The following is a 20,570-nucleotide window of genomic DNA, read 5'->3' as shown; positions in this document are numbered from 1 at the left end:
CTTGAGCATAGCTCTCGTCTTGCGTCGGGACGAAGCAGTGCTTCGTTTTATCCCTCCTCGTTTAAGATGTCGCGCTCCATAGTCAGCCGCTTAACCTGTTTACGCAGATCTTGGAGCTCGCGCTGTTCATCCGTTAAAGCGTTGCCGACTTTAGGCGCTTGGCCACTCATTTCTTGACGGTATTGACTCAGCCATTTCTGCAAGGTGGATTTACCTATCCCTAAGGAATTGGCCACGTCAGGTATTTTACGTTTGTGATCAACAACTAAGCTAATCGCTTCTAATTTGAATTCTCGGGTGTATTGGTTGCGTTTGGTGGTCATACTATTTTCCTCTTTGGGTTAGTATAAACCTCTTCCGTGCTGTCCTAATTTATTATGCCACTACACATAGATAAAAGGCTCAAGAACACTACTCGATGAAAGATTAAGCTTTTATTTTTGACGCTCATTTTTAAAATGAGGACAGCTCTTACTTCGCTCGATTAGATAAAATGACGCCAACTGTGCTTAACACGATGCCGCACATCATTGCGATTGATAAAGACTCATTGAGTATTAATGCTGCGAGTAAAGCGGTTAATCCAGGAGACAAGGAGCCAAGCAATAAGGTGCGAATGGAACCGAGCTTGTTGACCGCATAAGAAAACCCAATGGTTGAGACAATACCAACACCAACGCCCTGTATTAAGATAAAAGGTAGGGCATCGTCAAACGAAACAGCCCCGAGGTTGGTCTCTAAAAGTCCAGATAGAATCATCACTAATGTCACCAAAAATGCGGTATAAGAAAGGACGATAGCAACCGCTACTGGACTCAAACTCGTACTTTTTAAACCTAATGTGTAACCTGCCCAAACCAAACTCGCAATCACTAGAAAGGTCATACCCTGTAGCAGACTATTAGGTGTTGGCCCTGCATTTCCCACCATCATCGTGGCTACGCCAAAGAAAATAATCATGAATGCCAAAAATTTCTTTAGCGATATACGTTGGCGATAAAAAACAAAGGATAAGAGTGCGGCAAAGAATACTGGCGTCCCTGTCAAAATAGTACCAACGTAAGCTGCAGGAGCAGTGCTCGCGCCAAAAGTGGCAAGCAACAGAAAAGGAGCACCGCCAAATAAAATAAAAATGGCATCAGCCCCTCTAATGTTTCTGATTTCCTTCAAACTAGAGAATACCCAAGGCGTCAATAAAAGTAATGGCACGCTAAATCGAATGACCATGACATCAGCAATGCTTAACGACGATGCCCCGACCGCCCTTACCGTTAATGCAAAGCCTGACCAAATCAATATCACAACAATCATCGCCGCATAGCCTTTCATCAGCGGAGATAGTGTAAACAAGGGGTTTTTACGTGATGAGGGCTGAGAAATGGTATTCATATGGATGGCTTATGCTTGTATATAAAGCCTAATTATCAATCAAAAATCGCGCTTTTATCTCTATTCATTTATTGCAAATCTATAGTTATTTAGCGGATAATGCCAAATAATATAGAATTATTGGCTGAAAAAACCAGAAAGGCAATATATGGACAGAATCGACCGTCATATTTTGGAAGCGCTTCAGAAAGAAGGACGCTTATCAACAGCTGAATTAGCCGAGCGCATTGGTCTGTCACCCTCACCTTGTGCTAGGCGCCTGAAACGTTTAGAAGATGAATTTTATATAGAGGGTTACCAAGCGAACATAAATAGAGCTAAAGCTGGCATTACGATGAGCTTTTTTGTGGAAGTCAGTCTGAGCAACCATCAAGAAGGATCGATTACAGCCTTCGAACAAGCGTTATCCGAGATGGATGAGGTAATCAATGGACATGTTGTTTCGGGCCCTTATGATTACTTATTGGAAGTAGTCAGCGCAGACCTCAATGATTATGAAGAGTTTACTCGTAAATTGCATAAGCTTACTAGCGTTAAAGGCATACATACCCACTTATCAGTGAGAAAAGTGATTAATAAAACAACGTTGCCTATTTTTACGTGATATGGTAGGTAATCGTCCCAACCATAAGACACTTATCAAATAGAATTGAGCTGCGTGGTTTAGTTTCTGTATCGGCGTAAAGCCGCCATTGTCCATGTTCGGGCGCTCGTAATTGTAGTGATATAACCAATCCTCTGCTTGCTGACGGACTTGATCTAAATCCGTAAACAGCTCTTGGTTCAACCAATCATAGCGCATCGTTCTGTTAAAACGCTCCACATAAGCATTTTGTTGTGGATTGCCAGGCTCAATACAACTAATGGTGATGCCTTGATCGAAAGCCTAGTTTCTGAGCGCACTACTAAGATATTCAGGTCCGTTATCACATCTCACTTGAACCGTTTTACCTCGGTATTCAATCAGCTGATTTAAACTGTGTATGACTCTGTGAGCGGGTAATGAGAAGTCGATCTCAACCGTTAAGGCTTCACGGTTGTAATCATCAATGACATTGAATAGTCTAAAGCCGCTGCCATCAGTTAAGGCATCATGCATAAAGTCCACGCTCCAGCTTTGGTTTATTTTATCTGGTACAGCCAAGGGTAGCGGTTTAGCGCGCTTAATGCGACGCTTAGGTTTAATTCTAAGGTTCAGTTCAAGCTCACGGTAAATGCGATACACGCGCTTATGGTTGTATGGTAGCCCCAGTACATTACGCAGGCTTAAAAAGCACAATCCAAAGCCCCAGTTCTTGTTCTGCTCGGTCAGCTCTATAAGCAAGTGCGCGATCTGCTGATTCTCATCCGTTGCTAACGACTTGTGATAATAACAGGTGACGCTGATATTAAAGATCAGGCAAGCCCTGCGGATACTGATGCCATGCTCTTTAATATAGTGACAAGCCATCTCTTTGCGCCTGAGGGGCGCTACCACTTTTTTGACATGGCATCCTGTAATATGTCTGATTTAAGACATTCATCAGCGTACATCTTTTTTAATCGAGCATTCTCAACTTCAAGCTCTTTGAGGCGGCTGATGAGCGCAGCATCCATGTCACCATATTTAGAACGCCAGTTGTAAAAGGTGCTTTGGCCGACATTGTGCTCACGGCACAAGTCAGCAATAGGGACGCCTTGTTCTGCTTGTTTGAGGATGTTAACGATTTGATTATCAGTAAAGCGTGTCTTTTTCATAGGAGTCTCCTGCTGGTATATTTTAGCAGTTAATCTCTATTTCTAGGTGTTCTTATTTATTGGGGGGATTACCGCCCTATCTACTCACTGGATTATACCTATGGTTCGGTTCCCTAGTGAGGACTTGAACGCTAAGCTGTGGGCGAATGGTATCAACGCTTTAACTCGCTGAAATAGCCACAGTGCACTTCATGGTGTACTTACCATAAATATTCGGTGGTGTGTCAAAAAGTATGCTGATCAAAATTTGAACAATTTTTGAAGCTTTGAAAGCCATATAGAATCAGAGAACTTAGCATAGACTTCTTATTGATTTTTAGCGCCAGCATACTTTTTAGAACACCACCAAATATTTCATCAGTTGTTCAGTTTACTGACTTAGATGTTTGGCATGAAAGCGCAAATGCTCTTCAATAAAGCTGGCGATAAAATAGTAACTATGGTCATAGCCCTCATGCAATTGATACATTAAAGGATAATCGTTTGATTCTGCAGCTGCGAGTAAAGCTTCTGGCTTGAGCTGCTCTACAAGGAAGTTGTCAGACTCACCCTGATCTACTTTAGCAGGAACTAATTCAGTTGCTCGTTTCATGAGCTCACTAGGATCGTAGTTCAGCCAATTGGCTTTATCTTCACCTAAATAAGCAGTAAAAGCTTTTTGTCCCCATGGAGAATTCACAGGGTTACTGATAGGACTAAAAGCAGATATTGAACTATAGCGCTCTGGGTTAAGCATGCCAATGTTCAACGCACCAAGACCACCCATCGAATGACCAGAAATGGCTCTCTTATCAGATACTGGAAACGATGCCTCAATTAACTCAGGCAACTCATTGACCACATAATCATACATCTGGTAGTGCTTGCTCCAAGGCATCTCAGTAGCATTAACGTAGAATCCTGCCCCTTGACCTAAATCGTAGGCTGCATCATCAGCAACATCTTCACCACGAGGGCTAGTATCTGGGGCGACAATAGCGATACCCAATTCTGCAGCAATACGCTGTATCCCAGACTTCTGCATGACGTTCTCATCTGTGCAGGTCAAGCCTGACAACCAATAAAGGACAGGGACTTTTGTACCACTGCCCATCTGAGGCGGCAAGTAAATAGCAAACTGCATACTACAATTTAATGATTTTGAATGATGCTATACTGCTTATGCCAGCCACCAAAACTTTTATTGACACTAATATTCTCTATGGACATACTAAAACACCTCTGTTAAAACATTAAATGCTGCCCCCAAAAAGAGACAGCACTGTTATCATGACAACATAACTACTTAATGTTAATCACCTATAAATGACCGATCATTTGTTAAAAAAGATCATGATGACTCATTCTTAAAAATGAATAACCGTACGAATACTCTCGCCTTTATGCATCAAGTCAAACGCTTCATTGATGTCTTCTAATGGCATGGTATGAGTAATGAAATCCTGTAATGGGATCGCCCGCTAGATAGCGCTCAACATAACCTGGCAATTCCGTACGACCTTTCACGCCGCCAAATGCTGAACCTTTCCAGACACGACCAGTCACTAACTGGAATGGACGGGTTGAAATTTCTTTACCTGCACCAGCCACGCCGATAATAACCGACTCGCCCCAGCCTTTATGGCAGCACTCAAGCGCGGAACGCATCACATCGACGTTACCGATACATTCAAACGAATAATCAACACCGCCATCGGTTAACTCAACGATGACTTCCTGAATTGGTTTGTCATAATCTTTTGGATTAATACAGTCAGTTGCGCCTAGTTTTTTGGCTAACTCAAACTTGCTTTCATTGATATCAATCACAATGATGCGGCTGGCTTTTGCCATTGCAGCACCGATGACCGCTGACAGACCAATACCGCCCATGCCAAAGATAGCGACCGTAGCACCCTCTTCGACTTTTGCAGTGTTCATGACCGCGCCCATACCAGTCGTGACGCCACAACCTAGCAAGCAAACTTCTTCTAATGGCGCTTCTTTATTGACTTTAGCCAATGAAATCTCTGGCAAGACAGTATATTCAGAAAAAGTTGAGCAGCCCATGTAATGATAAATTGGCTCACCATCTTTATAAAAACGCGTGGTACCGTCTGGCATCAGACCTTTACCTTGGGTCTCGCGCACGGCTGAACACAAATTGGTTTTGCCTGAGGTACACATTTTACAGACGCCACATTCTGCGGTGTATAAAGGGATAACATGATCGCCAACTTGGACACTGGTCACGCCTTCGCCGATTTGCTCAACGATACCGCCACCCTCATGACCCAAAATCGCTGGGAATACGCCTTCTGGGTCTTCACCAGATAAGGTAAAGGCATCGGTATGACAAACGCCACTGGCGATGATCTTTACCAATACTTCGCCTTTACGTGGCAGCATGACATCCACTTCTTCGATAGATAGCGGCTGATTTGGCCCCCAAGCAATGGCGGCTTTCGATTTAATAAATTTATCTGACATAAGAGTCTCTCTTTTTGGTTAGTTGATTGTTGTCCCTGTTCAACTCAGACATATTTCTAGAACACCATGTTGAGCTGAGCGAAAAATTTGATCTCTATTTACTTTATCACTTTGTGATAAGGGTATTCTACTGACTTTCTATTATCTTCTAGCCTCAGCTAATAGAGCTAATTAGAAAGATTTAGGGCCGCGCGTTGCCACTCTAAATCAATGGCTATGCCCTTGTGATAGGCTAATGGTAGCAACGCCTACTGCAACCAACCCCATGCCGATCCAAGTGCTCAAATCGAGATGTTGTCGGTAGATAACAGACGATAATGCCGTTACTGTCACTATTGCAAGTCCTGCCCACAATGCATGAACAATACCAACCGGCATTCCTTTCATGGCCTGTCCTAAAAAAACAAAGGCAGCCAGATGTCCTAATAGAACTAACATACTTGCTAACGGCTTAGTGAAGCCATCTGTCTCCTTTAATGCAACATGAGACAAAGCTTCTGCGACTACTCCAAAAAAAGAAACATCCAACTCATCTTTCACCTCTTATATTAGCAAGCTTAGTTACAATGAACTGGAGCTCTTTTGAATTTGTGCTTGTATTATATCTATTTCTGATTAGATGATAATATGCTATATTCGAAAGTATCTTTTACATATAGGTAATAATTATGAAATGGGATGGCATTAGTGAGTTCGTCTACGTGGCTGAATATGAAAGTTTTACGAAAGCTGCAAAAAAAATAGGCATCTCGACCGCCCAAGTGAGTCGACAGGTAAGCGCCTTAGAGCAACGTCTCAATATTAAATTGCTCTATCGAACGACTCGTAAGGTCTCATTAACAGAAGAAGGTAATGTTTTTTATCAGCACTGCCGTGGGGTACTTGATGGTCTGGATGCCGCGGAACAAGCAGTGACTCACTTGCAATCAAAACCGCAAGGCATGATTAAACTGACAGCTCCTGTCACTTATGGAGAGCGACAATTAATACCATTGGTGAATGACTTTATGGTGCAATATGATGATATTGAAGTAACTGCACTTCTGAGTAATCAACAGCTTGATTTGGTTGAAGACAGCTATGATTTGGCCATTCGCATCGGAAAGCTTCGTGATTCGACCATGATGGCAAAAAAGCTCAGTAGTCGCACTAATTTTGTCTGCGCGTCGCCCTCTTATATTGAAAAATACGGCATACCGCATTCTCTAACCGAGCTTGGTCAACATAACTGTTTGTTGGGTACGCTAGACTACTGGCACTTTAAAGAATCGGGTAAAGAGAAAAATATTCGAGTGGCAGGTAGAGTGCGCTATAACAGCGGTTATAGTTTAGTCGATGCGGCTATAAAGGGATTGGGTATTGTGCAGCTACCTGATTATTACGTACAAAAGCACTTAGAGTCGGGGGAGCTTGTCAGCTTATTGGATAACTTTAGAGAACCTGAAGAAGGTATTTGGGCCGTTTATACTCATAATCGCCATTTGTCGCCAAAAATTAGGCTGCTACTAGATTATTTAGCAGCACATTTATCTAAACCCTAACTGGGTGATAGTAAGAACTACCCATACTTTAAGGCCTCGCACCTCGAAAGATAAATCATCTAATTACTTGGAGGTCTTGCACACTACTCTAACCAACTCGATCGTTAGGAGGCTGACATGATCGTCAAGCAAAAACCGAACGCACTCAAGCTGTTTTTTACCTTGCGCGGCTCTATCCTACCAAAAATTTATCCTCAGATTTTTCTCACCATCTTGCTTAGTACTCTAATAGCAGGCATCCAGTACTGGTTTCCAGGCTTCTTCTCCTCTTATAGTACGGCTCCCTTCACTTTTCTAGGGGTTGCTTTATCATTGTTCCTCGGCTTTCGTAACAATGCCAGCTATCAACGCTGATGGGAAGCTAGGGGTCAATGGGGTCAGCTAGTAGTGGATGCTCGTAGCTTGGCCCGCCAAGTGCTCTCATTTATGGATGAAGAAACGGAGACTGGACGACAAACCCAGCGCCGTATGATTCACCTAACCATCGCCTTTACTCATGCTTTGCGCCATCGACTACGTGACACTGAACCTTGGCAGGACGTTGATCGTTTTGTAGAACCCGAGCACCACGTCAGCATGCGCCAAGCGCAAAATCTGCCCGAGTACCTGCTGCGGCTGATGGGGAAAAAGGTCGGTTATAGCCGACGTGAGCGATTATTATCGGAATTTCTAGTACAGAACATGGATGAACGGCTGACCTCTATGACTGTAGTTTTGGCCGCCTGCGAGCGCATTCATTATACGCCACTACCATTTGCTTATATGCTGTTAGTACATCGCACCACCTACTTATATTGCTTTATGTTGCCTTTTGGTTTGGTGTCATCTCTGGGATGGGCTACTCCGTTTGTCTGTGCAGTGATCGCCTATACTTTTTTTGGTCTAGATGCTCTTAGTGAGGAGTTGGAATCGCCTTTTGGCTTGGCCGCTAACAATCTACCACTGAGTGCTCTGTCGCGTACCATCGAAATTAACTTACTAGAGGCACTGGGAGAAACCGATCTGCCGCCCGATATAAAATCTAAGAATGGCTACTTACAGTAAATTATTTTGCGTAAGCAGTTAGCCTTAAGTCTCTGGCTGAGTAGTTATATAAACAGTCTTGATGGTGACAGAACAAATAATGGCATTGCTCAAACATAAGTGGATATACGCGCTTCTATCAAGAAAATAATTATTACCTTATGGTAAAAGTTATTTTCTTTTTAGACCCATTATCTTTTATATGGAATAACGTATGATGGTTTCCATCGACAGACAACGCGGCAAACTTGTTGCAACTCGATAGAAAAACTATTGATAAAAAATCATCCACAACTGGAGAACAACACATGAGCATTTTTACTCACGTTACCCTTGGCACTAACGATGTTAATCAAGCACGTACATTCTATGACAACGTTTTAGAGATTCTAGGGCTTAAACGCATTGCTGACCTAGGTGATAATGGTTCAATATGGGGCGTAGACGCACCATCGTTATTTGTTATGAAACCTAATAACGGTCAACCAGCTAGTGTTGGTAATGGCAATATGGTGAGCTTTGAAGCACCAAGTCGCGCTGCTATTGACGCATTTCATGCAGCAGCATTGAGCGCTGGTGCTCAAGATGAAGGCCAACCTGGTACACGCGATTGGGCACCTAAGCTTACGCGGCTTATGTTCGTGACCTGGATGGTAATAAGCTTGCCGTTTATTGCTTCAAAGAAGCATAATAGTAGTATTACGGACCGCTCGTTCGTAACCACTAATATTAGTATCAATACTACCGTAAAAAGGGTCCTGCAAATTTTGCAGGACCCTTTTGTCATTAAAATCAATTTTGTGACACTTGATATTCTGTCTATTTATGTGAGTCCGCGTACTGTGTACGTTAAACATAGGCTCTGCAATAACAAAAAAAACATTAAGATCTTTCTTATTACCTTCAACCTTTTATAAAGAATATCAATAGATAAATAACACTTATCCATGACTGCAAACGTCAATGAGCAAAATCCAAATATATTTAAAATCAAGAAATACAATTCAATAGGAGTCGCCTGTTTATGGCTACCAATAACAATAAACATATCAATAAAGACATTCTCTGTGACACTGACCACAGTGTTCGAGTCAGGGGAGCTCGCGTTCACAACTTAAAGAATATCGATGTAGATTTACCTCGTGATGCACTGGTTGTTTTTACCGGTATATCAGGATCAGGTAAGTCATCACTTGCTTTTGGCACTTTATTTGCTGAGTCACAACGTCGTTATTTAGATTCAGTATCCCCTTATGCGCGTCGATTGATAGATCAGGTTGATGAGCCTGATGTTGATATGGTAGAAGGTCTGCCGCCAGCAGTTGCTCTACAACAACAACGAGGTACGCCCTCAGTGCGCTCATCAGTAGGCAGTGTTACTTCTATCTCAAACGGGCTACGCATGCTCTATTCACGAGCTGGAGATTATCCTACCGGTCAAGAGATATTGTATGGCGATGCGTTTTCGCCAAATACACCTGAGGGTGCCTGTCCTACTTGCTCTGGTATTGGCCGCGTGTTTGAAGTCACCGAAGAGTTACTAGTACCTGATAACACCAAAACCATTCGAGAGCGTGCTATCGTAGCATGGCCACCAGCGTGGCAAGGCAAAAACCTAAGCCGCATACTGGTGTCACTCGGCTACGATATTGACACGCCTTGGCATAAACTGCCAAAAGAAACCCGCGATTGGATCTTGTTTACAGATGAAACCCCAACCGTTCCTGTCTACCCTGAATACAGCCTTGAGCAAGTAAGAAAAGCGATTGAGAGCGGCGAAAAGCCCAACTATATGGGCACGTTTTCGAGTGCAAAGCGCTTCATACTGCATTCTTTTGCCACTACTCAGAGCTCATTGACAAAAAAGCGCGTTTCTCAGTTTATGCAAATCTCTGTATGTCCGGAATGTGATGGTAAAAAACTGAAAAAAGAATCACTATCCGTTACGTTCGCAGGACTCGATATTGGGGAGCTGTCGCAACTGACCTTTATCGAACTGGCGCGCAAGCTTGAGACTGCGGCCAATAAAGTCCCAACTGACAATATGGCAAATCGTGAAAAGGCTATCGTCGCTCAGCGCATTGCCAGTGATATGTTATCTCGGGTAAAAGCACTGACCCTATTGGGTTTGGGGTACTTATCACTTGAGCGCACCACACCTACACTATCTCCTGGTGAGCTACAACGCTTACGCCTAGCCACTCAAATTCGCTCACAACTTTTTGGGGTGGTTTATGTACTAGATGAACCATCCGCTGGTCTTCATCCAGCAGATACCCAAGCATTACTAAGTGCCTTAGATGAGCTCATTGCCGCTGGTAACTCAGTGTTTGTCGTCGAGCATGATGTGAGCGTCATCAGACACGCTGATTGGATCGTAGACGTTGGCCCCAATGCGGGTACTCATGGCGGCGAGGTGATTTATAGTGGTCCTGTAGAGGGATTGCGCGACGTGACTCACTCGCATACCAGCCGCTATCTGTTCAGCACTGACGCTATCGTAAAACGCACACCAAGAGAGCCGACAGCGTGGCTTAAACTTACAGGGATTACGCGTAATAACTTACAAGAGCTGGATGTCGGTTTTCCATTGGGTGTGATGACTACTGTCACGGGTGTATCAGGTTCAGGCAAGTCGAGTCTAGTGAGTCAAGCTTTGGTAGAGCTCGTTTATGAGGCTCTAGGACAAAAACAAACGGTTGAAGCTCCAACTGGCGAAGCCGATCTACTTGAGCAAGAGTTGGAGACGCCAACCGGTGGACAAATCATTGAGGGTATGGATGATGTCAAACGACTGGTAACCGTCGATCAAAAAGCCATTGGGCGTACGCCGCGCTCAAACCTTGCTACCTATACCGGACTGTTTGATCATGTCCGTAAGCTATTCGCGTCAACGAGCGAGGCAAAATCTCGTCGTTACAACGCAGGGCGTTTTTCATTCAACACGACTAAAGGTCGTTGTCCTAATTGTGAAGGCTTAGGCTTTGTGAGTGTCGAGCTACTGTTTCTTCCTAGCGTCTATTCGCCTTGCCAAGTCTGTCACGGACAGCGCTACAATGAGGACACGCTAGAGGTCACGTATCATGACAAAAACATCGCCGATGTGCTGGCGCTCACGGTTGAATCAGCTTATGAATTCTTTGCAGACGACCCTGCTATCTTGCGAGCATTAAGTGCCTTGCTACAAGTCGGGCTTGGCTACTTACGACTTGGCCAACCAGCAACTGAGCTATCTGGCGGTGAAGCCCAACGTATTAAACTTGCCACTGAATTGCAGCGAACGCAGCGCGGCGATACGCTGTATATCCTAGATGAGCCAACAACGGGTTTGCACCCAAAAGATATCTCGATGTTGATGGCGCAATTGAATGGACTTGTTGATGCCGGTAACAGCGTTATCATGGTCGAACACGACATGCAGGTTGCTAGTAATAGTGATTGGGTAATTGATATTGGCCCTGGTGCAGGTGATGCAGGTGGCCTTATCGTGGCGCAAGGATTACCTGAAACAGTCGCTGAGTCGAAGACCAGCCGAACTGCACCTTTCATGCGCTTCTAGTGCCCGTCGCAAACCTCTTATGACAGTGCAAAAAACGACAGCGATAATCAGTTTATCGCTGTCGTTTTGCTTAATGTAATTTGATCTTTGGACGACCTATGCGTAATATTTTTTCGCTGATCCATAAAGCAAATGTCTTGAAGGCACCATGAATAGACATTTGATGCATGCGATAGAGCGATATGTACATAAAACGGGCAATCTTTCCTTCAATGAAAAAGCTGTTATTGGTGAGATTACCCATTAAGTTTCCCACAGTACCGTAACGTGATAGATTAACCAGTGACCCATAATCGTTATAGGTAAAACCTCGTAGTGGCTGCTTTCTTAGCGTTGCAATTATATTTTTTTCAACACATTTTGCCATTTGATGTGCAGATTGCGCGCGCGGTGGCACTTGTTTGCCATCGGTTTGGGTGAAGGCGCAGCAATCGCCTAATACAAAGATACTGTCATCAACCGTGCTTTGTAAAAATTTATTTACCCGAATTTGATTATTAGAAGTAAGCTCAAAAACCCCCAAATCTTTAATAAAATCAGGGCTTTTACGCCTGCCGCCCATACCATGATATCAGCCTCAATCTGCTCATCATCTTTCGTAATAAAGCCGTACTTCGTCGCCTCTTTCACCTGTGTATGTTCACGTACATGAACGCCTAGTTTCAATAATTCGCGCTTAGCACTTGATGCAATACGCTCAGGCAAGGCAGGTAAAATGCGTGGTCCCGCTTCAATTAAATGGATGTGTAAACGTTTCGGCGACATATTTGTCAAGCCGTATAGCTTTAATAGATTAGACACATGGTACAGCTCAGCTGAAAGTTCTACTCCCGTTGCACCTCCACCAACAATGGCGATATTAAGTGCTTGCTGCTGGTTATCATCTTGATGAAGACGCGTAAAACCATCAAGCAATGAATGCTGAAAACGTTGAGCTTGCTGAGTTGAGTCCAAAAAGTAGCAGTTTTCCTTCACCCCAGGGGTATTGAAGTCGTTACTTATGCTGCCAATGGCAATAACAAGATGATCGTAGTGCACGTGGCGTTCCGGCAAGATAGTATGGCCTGATTCATCATACAGTGCAGCAAGAGTGATGGTTTTAGTTTTTTGATCAATATTATCAAATTCCCCCAGCTGAAAGTGGTAATGATGCTGAGCAGCATGCGCCGAGTACACCACACCATCTAAATCAGAATCAATAGAGCCTGTCGCGACTTCATGCAGTAACGGTTTCCAAATATGAGTACGGTTTTTATCTATTAATAATATATCGCTTGCTTTTTCTTTCCTAACTTGTGTCCTAATTGGGTTACAAGCTCTAAACCACCAGCACCGCCGCCAATAACGACAATTTTAGGTGTGATTATATTCATAACGTTGTCCTAGACAATAACATATTCAAATAACTGACAATCTATTCGCAAGGTAGGTTATGAAAACCAGAGTAACTAATAGACTGCTGTCATTATGAGGTGAGATTCATGAAAGCTAAAATCATAAATCAGGCTTTTACGTGGCAGGAAATGGTGAGCTTATGGCCATCACAATCATGAATATTAGAAGCTTAATCGTGAGTACTTGATGTATCTACCTCCTCAATAGATCGAAGGCAGATGACTTGTTCAAATCGTTATTAACAACCATGAAATCAGCTAACAGGCTCATCATGTATTTTTCATAATAAGCCTGAAATTTTACTTAGGTGCAAACATGTTATCAGCACTGCGATGTGCGGTATAAACTGCCTCACCATCACTTTCGCCATCAAATATAACCGTCACGTTAGGTGTAAATAGTAAGATATCACCTACTTCTGCCACATACTTGTTGCCTTGTAAGTCTCGCATCACAATCTTACCTTTAGTGATTACTTTGTATTCTACAAATTCATAAGTAAACTCAAAATCAACACCAGGTTGCATGGCAAAAAAACCAACCGTTAAGCCATTGGCATTATCGGTGACATTAACTTCTGCCATTTGACTTTTTAGGTTGTTAACTTCAAGTAAGCCAGCGAGTTGGTTTAGCTTATAAGTACCTGCTTTAATAAGTTGGATACCAGACTCTTGAGCAAGTGAGTCTACATTGTTTTTGTTTACGGAAAGAGTCATTATTTTAATCCTAATAAGGTTGACTTAAAGATCAGTATCTGTAAATCATATGTTTTTTAGCACTATAGATTCAGCTCGTTACTTACTATCTGATCTATAACGCCTACTTTACATTGTTTATGAGAAATGATAACCAGCATTAGAATCAAATGACTTTTACATGTTAGTAATAATAGAAGATAATTGCAGAGTATAAATAAGGCTTCCATCATCAGCATTTGAGCTTTGCAGATATTAGTTTAGTTACTATTGAGCATATATAAAGTACGACCGCTAGTGTTGCCAATATGAAGGATAACGGCAAAAAGAAACTTTCTTGCAATATACCATCGGCATTAATACCGTTGTAAAACACAATTTCCAGTAGCCCTGACAAACCAGATAAAAATAACAGTATGAGCACCACAATGACTAGCTTAGACTTCATAATAATTTTTCCATTTGATTGTTTGTAAGTTTACGCCAATGCAAAAACTAAACTAGGCAGCTTAATTCTATTGGATAAGTATCTTATGCTTGGGAGAGTTAGCTAACTACTTTGAATGATATGAAAATTACCAACAAGTCTTTTTTGGACTTATTAATTTAAAGTGTGGATTGTAAATTAGGGTATACCCCAAGGAAACCAGTTATTTTACCTTTCAAACCTATTAACAGACTACTTAAAGCAGACTGTTAGCATGGAACCATCTATAACAGACTTTTGAATTATAAGACTGGCTGCTGTGCTTTTTTCCTATCATTAGCCTATACCCAAAATATAAAACCTTTAAATGATAATCTATCTATCATTAGACTTTTTTCTATTATCAAATGATAGTAATATCCTGCTATTATCAATAAACATTAATGATTAAGTCTAAGTAATAGAGGGGGCGTTATGACCGTTCGTATTTATGTGAGAGCCAGTACTAAGGATCAAGACGCTAAGAGAGCGTTGTCTGACTTGATTAGCTTTAGCCAAAGCTATGATGATAACCATGTTGAGTACGTAGAGCATTTCAGTGGTACGAAGCTTGATAGACCAGCACTCACTCTGTTACTCAATGATGCTGAAGAAGGCGATATTCTGCTGGTTGAAAGCGTGGATAGATTAAGCCGGCTATCTCAAGATGATTTTGCGATCTTAAAGCAGCGTATCAAAGATAAAGGCTTACGATTGGTGGTGGCTGATCTACCAACCACGCATACGGTAAGTATGGGCATGACAGGTGATATCCTAACAGTGATTAACCATATGCTGATCGACTTGTTAGCAACGATGGCAAAGCTTGATAACGACAAGCGTAGAGAGCGTATCAAGCAGGGATTAAGCTATGCTGAAAAAACTGTAGAACCCGTTTTGGTAAATTAAAGACTTAATAGAGCGTTTATCATGACTAAGATAACCAGGACTCATAGTGCCGCTTTTATGACTGAAACCGTCAAAAACTAGCAGATGACAACGACAACGGCAAAGTAGCTAGGCAGCTCAGGATGAATGAGACTTCTTAAATGAGGAAGGAGGAAGCGAAGCAGTATTACGCCCCGAGGCAAGATAGTGGCTATGCTAGCAGTAGAATTCAATAGCGTTTAAGCTATAGAACGCCAAGAAAAATGTGGTTTGACTTTCATTATCAGACTGCGTAAATAAAACCCCCTAAGTCAAGTTCTACAGGATTGATAGTATAGGTCTGTAATATAAGTATCTATTAGTTCACATAAAAAAATACTGCCCTACTTTTATCAAAAATATTCAATATAAATCGTAAAACACTCATTCATTGGAATGATTGGGGTAGTAACATATCATAATTTTGATAATTGAATGATTATCATTTACAATAATCTGTAAAAAACTACCTGCAAATACAGTTTATTCTCTAATAAAAATATTCGCAGTTCGCTAAATAACTGGCTGCTACTCTTTAACTATCGAGCTACTTTCTTATGAACAATGTGCAACCTTCAACAAATTCATCGAATTTACAAAAAAAAGTAATGCTCAACCAAATTCATCATAACCGCATAATACGAATATTATTTATGGCGCTAGGCGGTTTTTTCTTCTTCATAGGCTTAGTCGGTATTATTCTTCCAGTATTACCTACCACCCCTTTCATTTTACTAACGGCAGCATGCTGGGCTAAAGGGTCTGATAAATTCAATCAGTGGCTTCTCAAACATAAAGTGTTCGGTGAAATGGTAAAGAACTGGCAGCAGCATCGAGCTATTCCTCGTAAGGCAAAATATTTGGCTTGGTCAATGATGGCTATGTCATGCGGTATGTTGTTTTACCGATTTTCTGATAGTTTGCAGTGGCTTGCTTGGGTTACATGCGCAATATGCATCACTGTTACTGTGTGGATGTCTCGACTGCCGGACGCTTAATTTTTCCTACTATTACAAGACGTTTTCCTGACTCCTTGCTAAGCCTTTGCAAAAAGTAAAATACTCTAAGATAATATATTTTCCTATTTGTTAATGATTATCGTTTACAATGTAACTATATTGTTTTATTATATGAAGAAACTATCAGCAATGTTATTAACAATTAATATTATTTCCTTTGACGACGAGGCTGATGTGAAGAAAATTGTGCTTATTTTTACTATAGGAAATTTGGAATGCACGAGGATTCAACTTATAAGAAGTCGATATATATACCTAGTCTTAAAGGTAAGTCTAAAACCCTATTAAGTATTCTTGTTGGAACTTTGATGTATCAATCAGCCATTGCGGATACTCAGCACCAAGAAGAAAACTTACCGATGTTACATATGGACACGATAACTGTTTATGCTAATAAGCAGCCCCCTATAAATGTAGGGGACGACCTTAAAACGGCCAAGACGATATCAGACAACCTAATTGACAGTGATAAAGATTTAGTCCGTTATAACCCTGATATAAGTGTGGCAGATGCAGGAAGATATGGTAGCAATGGCTACGCCATCAGAGGGGTAGATGGCAATAGGGTAGCTTTAAACTTAGATGGCGTTAGCTTGCCAGATAAGCAAGTCAATGAAATATTTTCAGCTTATGGATATATGTTTGAGGGTCGATTTTCACCCGATGTAGAGCTTCTGTCAGAGGTGGAGTTTGAAGTCGGGGCGGACTCTTTTAATTCTGGTAGTGGTGCAATGGGAGGGTCTGTTAGTTTCAAGACCAAAGACCCAGAAGATTTAATAAGACCTGATCGTCAACTTGGTGGTTATATCAAAACAGGTTATAGCAATAGCAATGAAGAATTTAGTAACGCTTTTGGTTTAGCAGGGAAAAACGATAAGGTTGAGGCAATAATTAATTATGTGCATCGTGAAGGACATGAAACAAAAAATCACCGAATGTTAGATTTCGATAAAAACAAACTAGATCCTGCCTATGATTTTATCAATGATCCAGACTATAAATATCCCTCTACAGGATACAGATCTAATACAGCAGCAATATTACCTGACCCATTAAGTTATACAACAGAGGCAACGTTAGCAAAGTTATACCTCCATTTGAACGAAGAAAACCGATTAGGTTTTCATGCCACTAAACAAAAAACGGATAGAGTATCCAATAACTTTACCAGAAAGACTTTTGCTTCAAGAATTGGTAAGGATACTGCAGAATTAGAAAGTTATGGCATCAGTCATAGATACCTACCTATTACTAGTGAGTTCATAGATGAGGTCAATACCACTTTAACTCAGCAAAAAATTACAGGAGTGGCTAATACAGAAACTTATAGCCAAGTATGGGGATCTGACTCTTATAGTAGATGGAGTGATGCATCGGCCTCAAGAGGACAAAACCATACAACTAAGTATAGAGGCAACAAGCTTACCGTTAGAAACTGAGAAGCTAGGCTCTCATACTTTGTCAGTTAATACAAAATATGCAAAGACGGACCATAGATTGACCTTAGAAGAAACTTATATTCCTTCTTCAGGCAACCCCAGTTCTTGGTACGATTTTATTGGGCCCTCAGTGAAGCAAGATATCTTCAATGTGGCCATTCAAGACAAAATAAATTTAACGGAAAAGCTCGATACGACGATTGGACTTCGGTATGACAATTATAACTACAAACCCTATATGGATGAAATCAATAAAAAAGGCATCGAGAAGGCGAGCAAATATTATCCGGTACGTATTGATTATGAGAATGGCGAGTTTGATCACAATAATAAAATGGACAATATAGGAGGGATGTTTCCATAAACTACAAACTTAGCCATATTTACAGACCCAGTATCAGCTATCTACAGGATTCATGGCACCCGCTACCAGCCAAATGTATTCAGCATTTGAGATGATGGGAAACAGTTTGACGCCCAATGTTCATCTTAAGCCTGAGAAATCTATCAATCATGAACTTAGCTTGTCTGGCCAGTTTCAAGATTTAAGTTTTACAGCTATAGGTTTCTATACTAAATATAGTGACTTTATCAGTTTGTTGAATTCTCAAGAGGAACAACAACGATGCTATGAAGATTATTCGACCGGCCAACCGGTTTGTTCACCCCTTTCTATAAATATACTCAGCGCCCAAAATATTGGTGACGCAGAGACTTATGGATTGCGTTTAGGAGGCGTATGGGATGTTGGACAGCTTGCTGACCTAGAAGGAGATATTCGAGTAATTGCTAATTTAAGTTATGCCAAAGATAAAACTGATAAAGGAACCAACTTACTTGCGACTCAGCCTTTGAATGTCACATTCGGGTTAGGTTATGAAGCCCCTAAAAAGGATTGGCAACTGTCTGCGAATCTAAGGTATTTAGGCAGAAAACATGCTGAAGACGCAAAAGTAGCTACCTTAGAATCAAATGGTTATAACATGCCTTATGAAAATGTCATTGCTCCTTATAAGCACATTGATAAGTCTAAATCGGCTTATGTATATGATGTTTATGGCAGTAAAAGACTAGGTTCTAATTTAAAACTATCAGCAGGGGTGTTTAATTTATTTAATGCTAAATATGTTCCATGGGACAACTTGCGTTCGTTAGCAGAATTAAACGTCAACTCTATGGTAGATGACCAAGGGGTTGGCATTGAAAGATTTACGGCACCAGGAAGAAATTACAAAGTAGGGTTAACCTACGAATTTTAGCCCATATGTCTTGGATAAAATACATAAAAAACTATCAATAAAAACCCAAAAATATTTTGGCGTGCGCTCAATCTAAAAAAAGCTAACTAAATAGGATGAAATGGGAGAGCGCCCCTTAAATTAATAAATATAGGAAACAGTGATGAACTTACCTCTTAGTGAAGCATTAAAAAAGCACTCCCGCCAAACACATGATAGTGTTGACATGCTCGTTTTATCTATGGAACCATTTGCCTCTATAGAAAATTACAGTAAATTTTTACAAGCACAAAATGCTTTTCACGAAGTTTTGAAACCTATCTATGAGAATCCCAGCTTAAACCTTAAGATTAAGGGACTTAATAGTCTATCACGCTTAGAACAAGTAGCCATGGACATGCAAGACCTTCACGTTAAGACTATGTTAGTCGATGAGGCTATACCTAGTCCAAGTGAGTTTGAATCTATTGGTTGGCTTTATTGCTCTGAAGGTTCAAATTTAGGCGCCGCAATTTTATATAAAGAAGCTCAAAAAATTGAACTTACAAGTAATCATGGTGCAAAACACCTATCTGCACATAAAGATGGCAGAATGGTGCATTGGCGTAAATTTAAAGAGCAATTAGATGGCTTAGAATTGACACTAACACAACGCCAACAAGCATTAAAAGGAGCTGAAGATGCCTTTGCATTTTTTAAAAGGGTCATTCGACAAGTAAATTATGCTGAAGAAACGGTGTAACGGTCATTTAGATTGAATGGTTGCTGACATACATGGTCATCAATGTAATTCGAACGCGCCTTAAAGCAGACGTTCGGTTTTTTAATGCCATATTGAGTAATCACTGAGCTATGCTGAGGAAACCGTATAAATAAACTTAGTAAACTAACGACTCGATGAGGAGTTTGCCATGACTAAGAAAAAGCAAAGCTATAGTACGGAAGTTAAAGTATAGGTCAATCCTGGGGCGGTGTATAGACAATATCGCCTTGACTGTGAGACCATCCCAGATTCTGTGTAACTGCCATTTAGATTAAATGCTTACTGATACGGTCATCAAACATAATCATAAAACGATTCAGAGCAGACGTCCAGTTACGGATTGGCATCGACCACTTTTTAGACGCCTGCTGGGTGGCTAAGTACACCACTTTGAATGCTGCCTGATCAGATGGGAACACCTTACGCTTATTCACTGCCGTCCGAATCACACTGTTTAGCGACTCTATCGCATTGGTGGTATAAATCACTTTTCTGATGTCTTTCGGATACTCAAAGAACACCGTTAAGCCTCCCAGTTATTGCGCCAAGACTTGACCACGTGCGGGTAATCTTTGCCCCAAGTCTCATCAAAGTGTTCAAGATTGGCCTCGGCTATCTCAAGCGTATCAGCTCCGTAGATGGCTTTTAAATCAGCCGCTACTTTCTTCTTATCCGTCCATGGCACAAACTTCATTGAATAGCGCAGCATATGCACGATACACAGCTGAACCTGAGCGTTTGGATAAACGGTGTTGATAGCATCAGGGAAGCCCTTTAAACCATCGACACAGGCAATGAGGATATCTTGCACCCCGCGGTTTTGCAGTTCAGTGAGAACACCTAGCCAGAACTTAGCGCCTTCATTCTCTGAGAGCCACATACCAAGCAGCTCTTTTTTACCGTTAAGGTT

The 20,570-nt window shown here is 41.4% G+C and carries 13 protein-coding genes and 7 pseudogenes; 11 read left to right on the top strand and 9 right to left on the bottom strand.

The window, feature by feature from the left end:
- Window positions 1–47 precede the first annotated feature (47 nt).
- Complete coding sequence (locus TT12_RS14095) at window positions 48–323, bottom strand: transposase (RefSeq protein ID WP_045456042.1); 276 nt, start codon at window positions 321–323, stop codon at window positions 48–50.
- A gap of 148 nt (window positions 324–471) precedes the next feature.
- Window positions 472–1,389, bottom strand: a complete 918-nt coding sequence (locus TT12_RS14090; protein WP_227676802.1) for a DMT family transporter — start codon at window positions 1,387–1,389, stop codon at window positions 472–474.
- 148 nt (window positions 1,390–1,537) lie between these two features.
- Here TT12_RS14090 and TT12_RS14085 point away from each other — a divergent pair, with 148 nt between their 5' ends.
- Complete coding sequence (locus TT12_RS14085) at window positions 1,538–1,993, top strand: Lrp/AsnC family transcriptional regulator (protein ID WP_045456039.1); 456 nt, start codon at window positions 1,538–1,540, stop codon at window positions 1,991–1,993.
- A 48-nt stretch (window positions 1,994–2,041) separates the two neighbouring features.
- Here TT12_RS14085 and TT12_RS14080 read toward each other — a convergent pair.
- From TT12_RS14080 to TT12_RS14060, 4 genes and pseudogenes are all read right to left on the bottom strand, one after another.
- Window positions 2,042–3,126: pseudogene (locus tag TT12_RS14080) on the bottom strand (IS3 family transposase); the annotation flags it as partial.
- A 370-nt stretch (window positions 3,127–3,496) separates the two neighbouring features.
- Window positions 3,497–4,329, bottom strand: a pseudogene (fghA, locus tag TT12_RS14070) (S-formylglutathione hydrolase).
- A 143-nt stretch (window positions 4,330–4,472) separates the two neighbouring features.
- Window positions 4,473–5,580: pseudogene (locus tag TT12_RS14065) on the bottom strand (S-(hydroxymethyl)glutathione dehydrogenase/class III alcohol dehydrogenase).
- Window positions 5,581–5,802: 222 nt separating this feature from the next.
- Entirely contained in the window at window positions 5,803–6,135 is a 333-nt protein-coding gene (locus TT12_RS14060) for a DMT family transporter (RefSeq protein ID WP_207804103.1), read from the bottom strand.
- Between the two features lie 128 nt (window positions 6,136–6,263).
- On the opposite strand from TT12_RS14060, the gene TT12_RS14055 reads away from it, so the two are divergent.
- The 4 genes and pseudogenes from TT12_RS14055 (at window position 6,264) to uvrA (ending at window position 11,718) form a co-directional block, all read left to right on the top strand.
- Complete coding sequence (locus TT12_RS14055) at window positions 6,264–7,136, top strand: LysR family transcriptional regulator (RefSeq protein WP_045456034.1); 873 nt, start codon at window positions 6,264–6,266, stop codon at window positions 7,134–7,136.
- Window positions 7,137–7,253: 117 nt separating this feature from the next.
- Window positions 7,254–8,180, top strand: a pseudogene (locus tag TT12_RS14050) (bestrophin family protein).
- Window positions 8,181–8,407: 227 nt separating this feature from the next.
- A complete protein-coding gene (locus tag TT12_RS17945) occupies window positions 8,408–9,076 on the top strand; it encodes a VOC family protein (RefSeq protein ID WP_243443743.1) in 669 nt (222 codons plus the stop codon).
- A gap of 107 nt (window positions 9,077–9,183) precedes the next feature.
- On the top strand, window positions 9,184–11,718 hold the full coding sequence (uvrA, locus tag TT12_RS14040) for an excinuclease ABC subunit UvrA (protein ID WP_045456030.1): 2,535 nt from the start codon (window positions 9,184–9,186) through the stop codon (window positions 11,716–11,718).
- Window positions 11,719–11,788: 70 nt separating this feature from the next.
- Here uvrA and TT12_RS14035 read toward each other — a convergent pair.
- Window positions 11,789–12,942, bottom strand: a pseudogene (locus TT12_RS14035) (NAD(P)/FAD-dependent oxidoreductase).
- A gap of 470 nt (window positions 12,943–13,412) precedes the next feature.
- Window positions 13,413–13,829 carry a EutQ-related cupin domain-containing protein gene (locus TT12_RS14030; protein WP_045456027.1) on the bottom strand — a complete coding sequence of 139 codons (417 nt, stop codon included), beginning with the start codon at window positions 13,827–13,829 and terminating at the stop codon, window positions 13,413–13,415.
- Between the two features lie 880 nt (window positions 13,830–14,709).
- Between TT12_RS14030 and TT12_RS14020 the strand changes: the two are divergent.
- The 6 genes and pseudogenes from TT12_RS14020 to TT12_RS13995 all read left to right on the top strand — a co-directional run.
- Window positions 14,710–15,144: pseudogene (locus TT12_RS14020) on the top strand (recombinase family protein); the annotation flags it as partial.
- A gap of 614 nt (window positions 15,145–15,758) precedes the next feature.
- Complete coding sequence (locus TT12_RS14015) at window positions 15,759–16,199, top strand: YbaN family protein (protein ID WP_045456021.1); 441 nt, start codon at window positions 15,759–15,761, stop codon at window positions 16,197–16,199.
- Window positions 16,200–16,435: 236 nt separating this feature from the next.
- The gene (locus TT12_RS17940; protein ID WP_243443742.1) at window positions 16,436–17,659 is read left to right on the top strand and encodes a TonB-dependent receptor plug domain-containing protein; all 1,224 of its coding nucleotides are present in this window, start codon (window positions 16,436–16,438) and stop codon (window positions 17,657–17,659) included.
- Entirely contained in the window at window positions 17,589–18,023 is a 435-nt protein-coding gene (locus TT12_RS19180; RefSeq protein ID WP_243443741.1) for a TonB-dependent receptor domain-containing protein, read from the top strand. The genes TT12_RS17940 and TT12_RS19180 overlap by 71 nt, the downstream gene beginning before the upstream one ends.
- 52 nt (window positions 18,024–18,075) lie before the next feature.
- On the top strand, window positions 18,076–18,918 hold the full coding sequence (locus tag TT12_RS17930; protein WP_045456015.1) for a TonB-dependent receptor domain-containing protein: 843 nt from the start codon (window positions 18,076–18,078) through the stop codon (window positions 18,916–18,918).
- Window positions 18,919–19,060: 142 nt separating this feature from the next.
- A complete protein-coding gene (locus tag TT12_RS13995) occupies window positions 19,061–19,639 on the top strand; it encodes a biliverdin-producing heme oxygenase (RefSeq protein ID WP_045456012.1) in 579 nt (192 codons plus the stop codon).
- Window positions 19,640–19,926: 287 nt separating this feature from the next.
- Here the strand turns inward: TT12_RS13995 and TT12_RS13990 are convergent.
- Window positions 19,927–20,570: pseudogene (locus tag TT12_RS13990) on the bottom strand (IS256 family transposase); the annotation flags it as partial.

Source organism: Psychrobacter sp. JCM 18903, assembly GCF_000586475.1.
Classification (GTDB): domain Bacteria; phylum Pseudomonadota; class Gammaproteobacteria; order Pseudomonadales; family Moraxellaceae; genus Psychrobacter.
The sequence above is the reverse complement of the archived record's forward strand: the minus strand, read 5'-3'. Positions and strand labels throughout refer to the sequence as shown.

Excerpts from the sequence above, each read along its gene's own strand:
- TT12_RS14030 (WP_045456027.1), bottom strand. The coding sequence starts at position 13,829 with ATGACTCTTTCCGTAAACAAAAACAATGTAGACTCACTTGCTCAAGAG.
- TT12_RS14085 (WP_045456039.1), top strand. The coding sequence starts at position 1,538 with ATGGACAGAATCGACCGTCATATTTTGGAAGCGCTTCAGAAAGAAGGA.
- TT12_RS14015 (WP_045456021.1), top strand. The coding sequence starts at position 15,759 with ATGAACAATGTGCAACCTTCAACAAATTCATCGAATTTACAAAAAAAA.
- TT12_RS14095 (WP_045456042.1), bottom strand. The coding sequence starts at position 323 with ATGACCACCAAACGCAACCAATACACCCGAGAATTCAAATTAGAAGCG.
- TT12_RS13995 (WP_045456012.1), top strand. The coding sequence starts at position 19,061 with ATGAACTTACCTCTTAGTGAAGCATTAAAAAAGCACTCCCGCCAAACA.
- TT12_RS17940 (WP_243443742.1), top strand. The coding sequence starts at position 16,436 with ATGCACGAGGATTCAACTTATAAGAAGTCGATATATATACCTAGTCTT.
- TT12_RS14055 (WP_045456034.1), top strand. The coding sequence starts at position 6,264 with ATGAAATGGGATGGCATTAGTGAGTTCGTCTACGTGGCTGAATATGAA.
- TT12_RS17930 (WP_045456015.1), top strand. The coding sequence starts at position 18,076 with ATGGCACCCGCTACCAGCCAAATGTATTCAGCATTTGAGATGATGGGA.
- TT12_RS14090 (WP_227676802.1), bottom strand. The coding sequence starts at position 1,389 with ATGAATACCATTTCTCAGCCCTCATCACGTAAAAACCCCTTGTTTACA.
- TT12_RS19180 (WP_243443741.1), top strand. The coding sequence starts at position 17,589 with ATGCATCGGCCTCAAGAGGACAAAACCATACAACTAAGTATAGAGGCA.
- uvrA (WP_045456030.1), top strand. The coding sequence starts at position 9,184 with ATGGCTACCAATAACAATAAACATATCAATAAAGACATTCTCTGTGAC.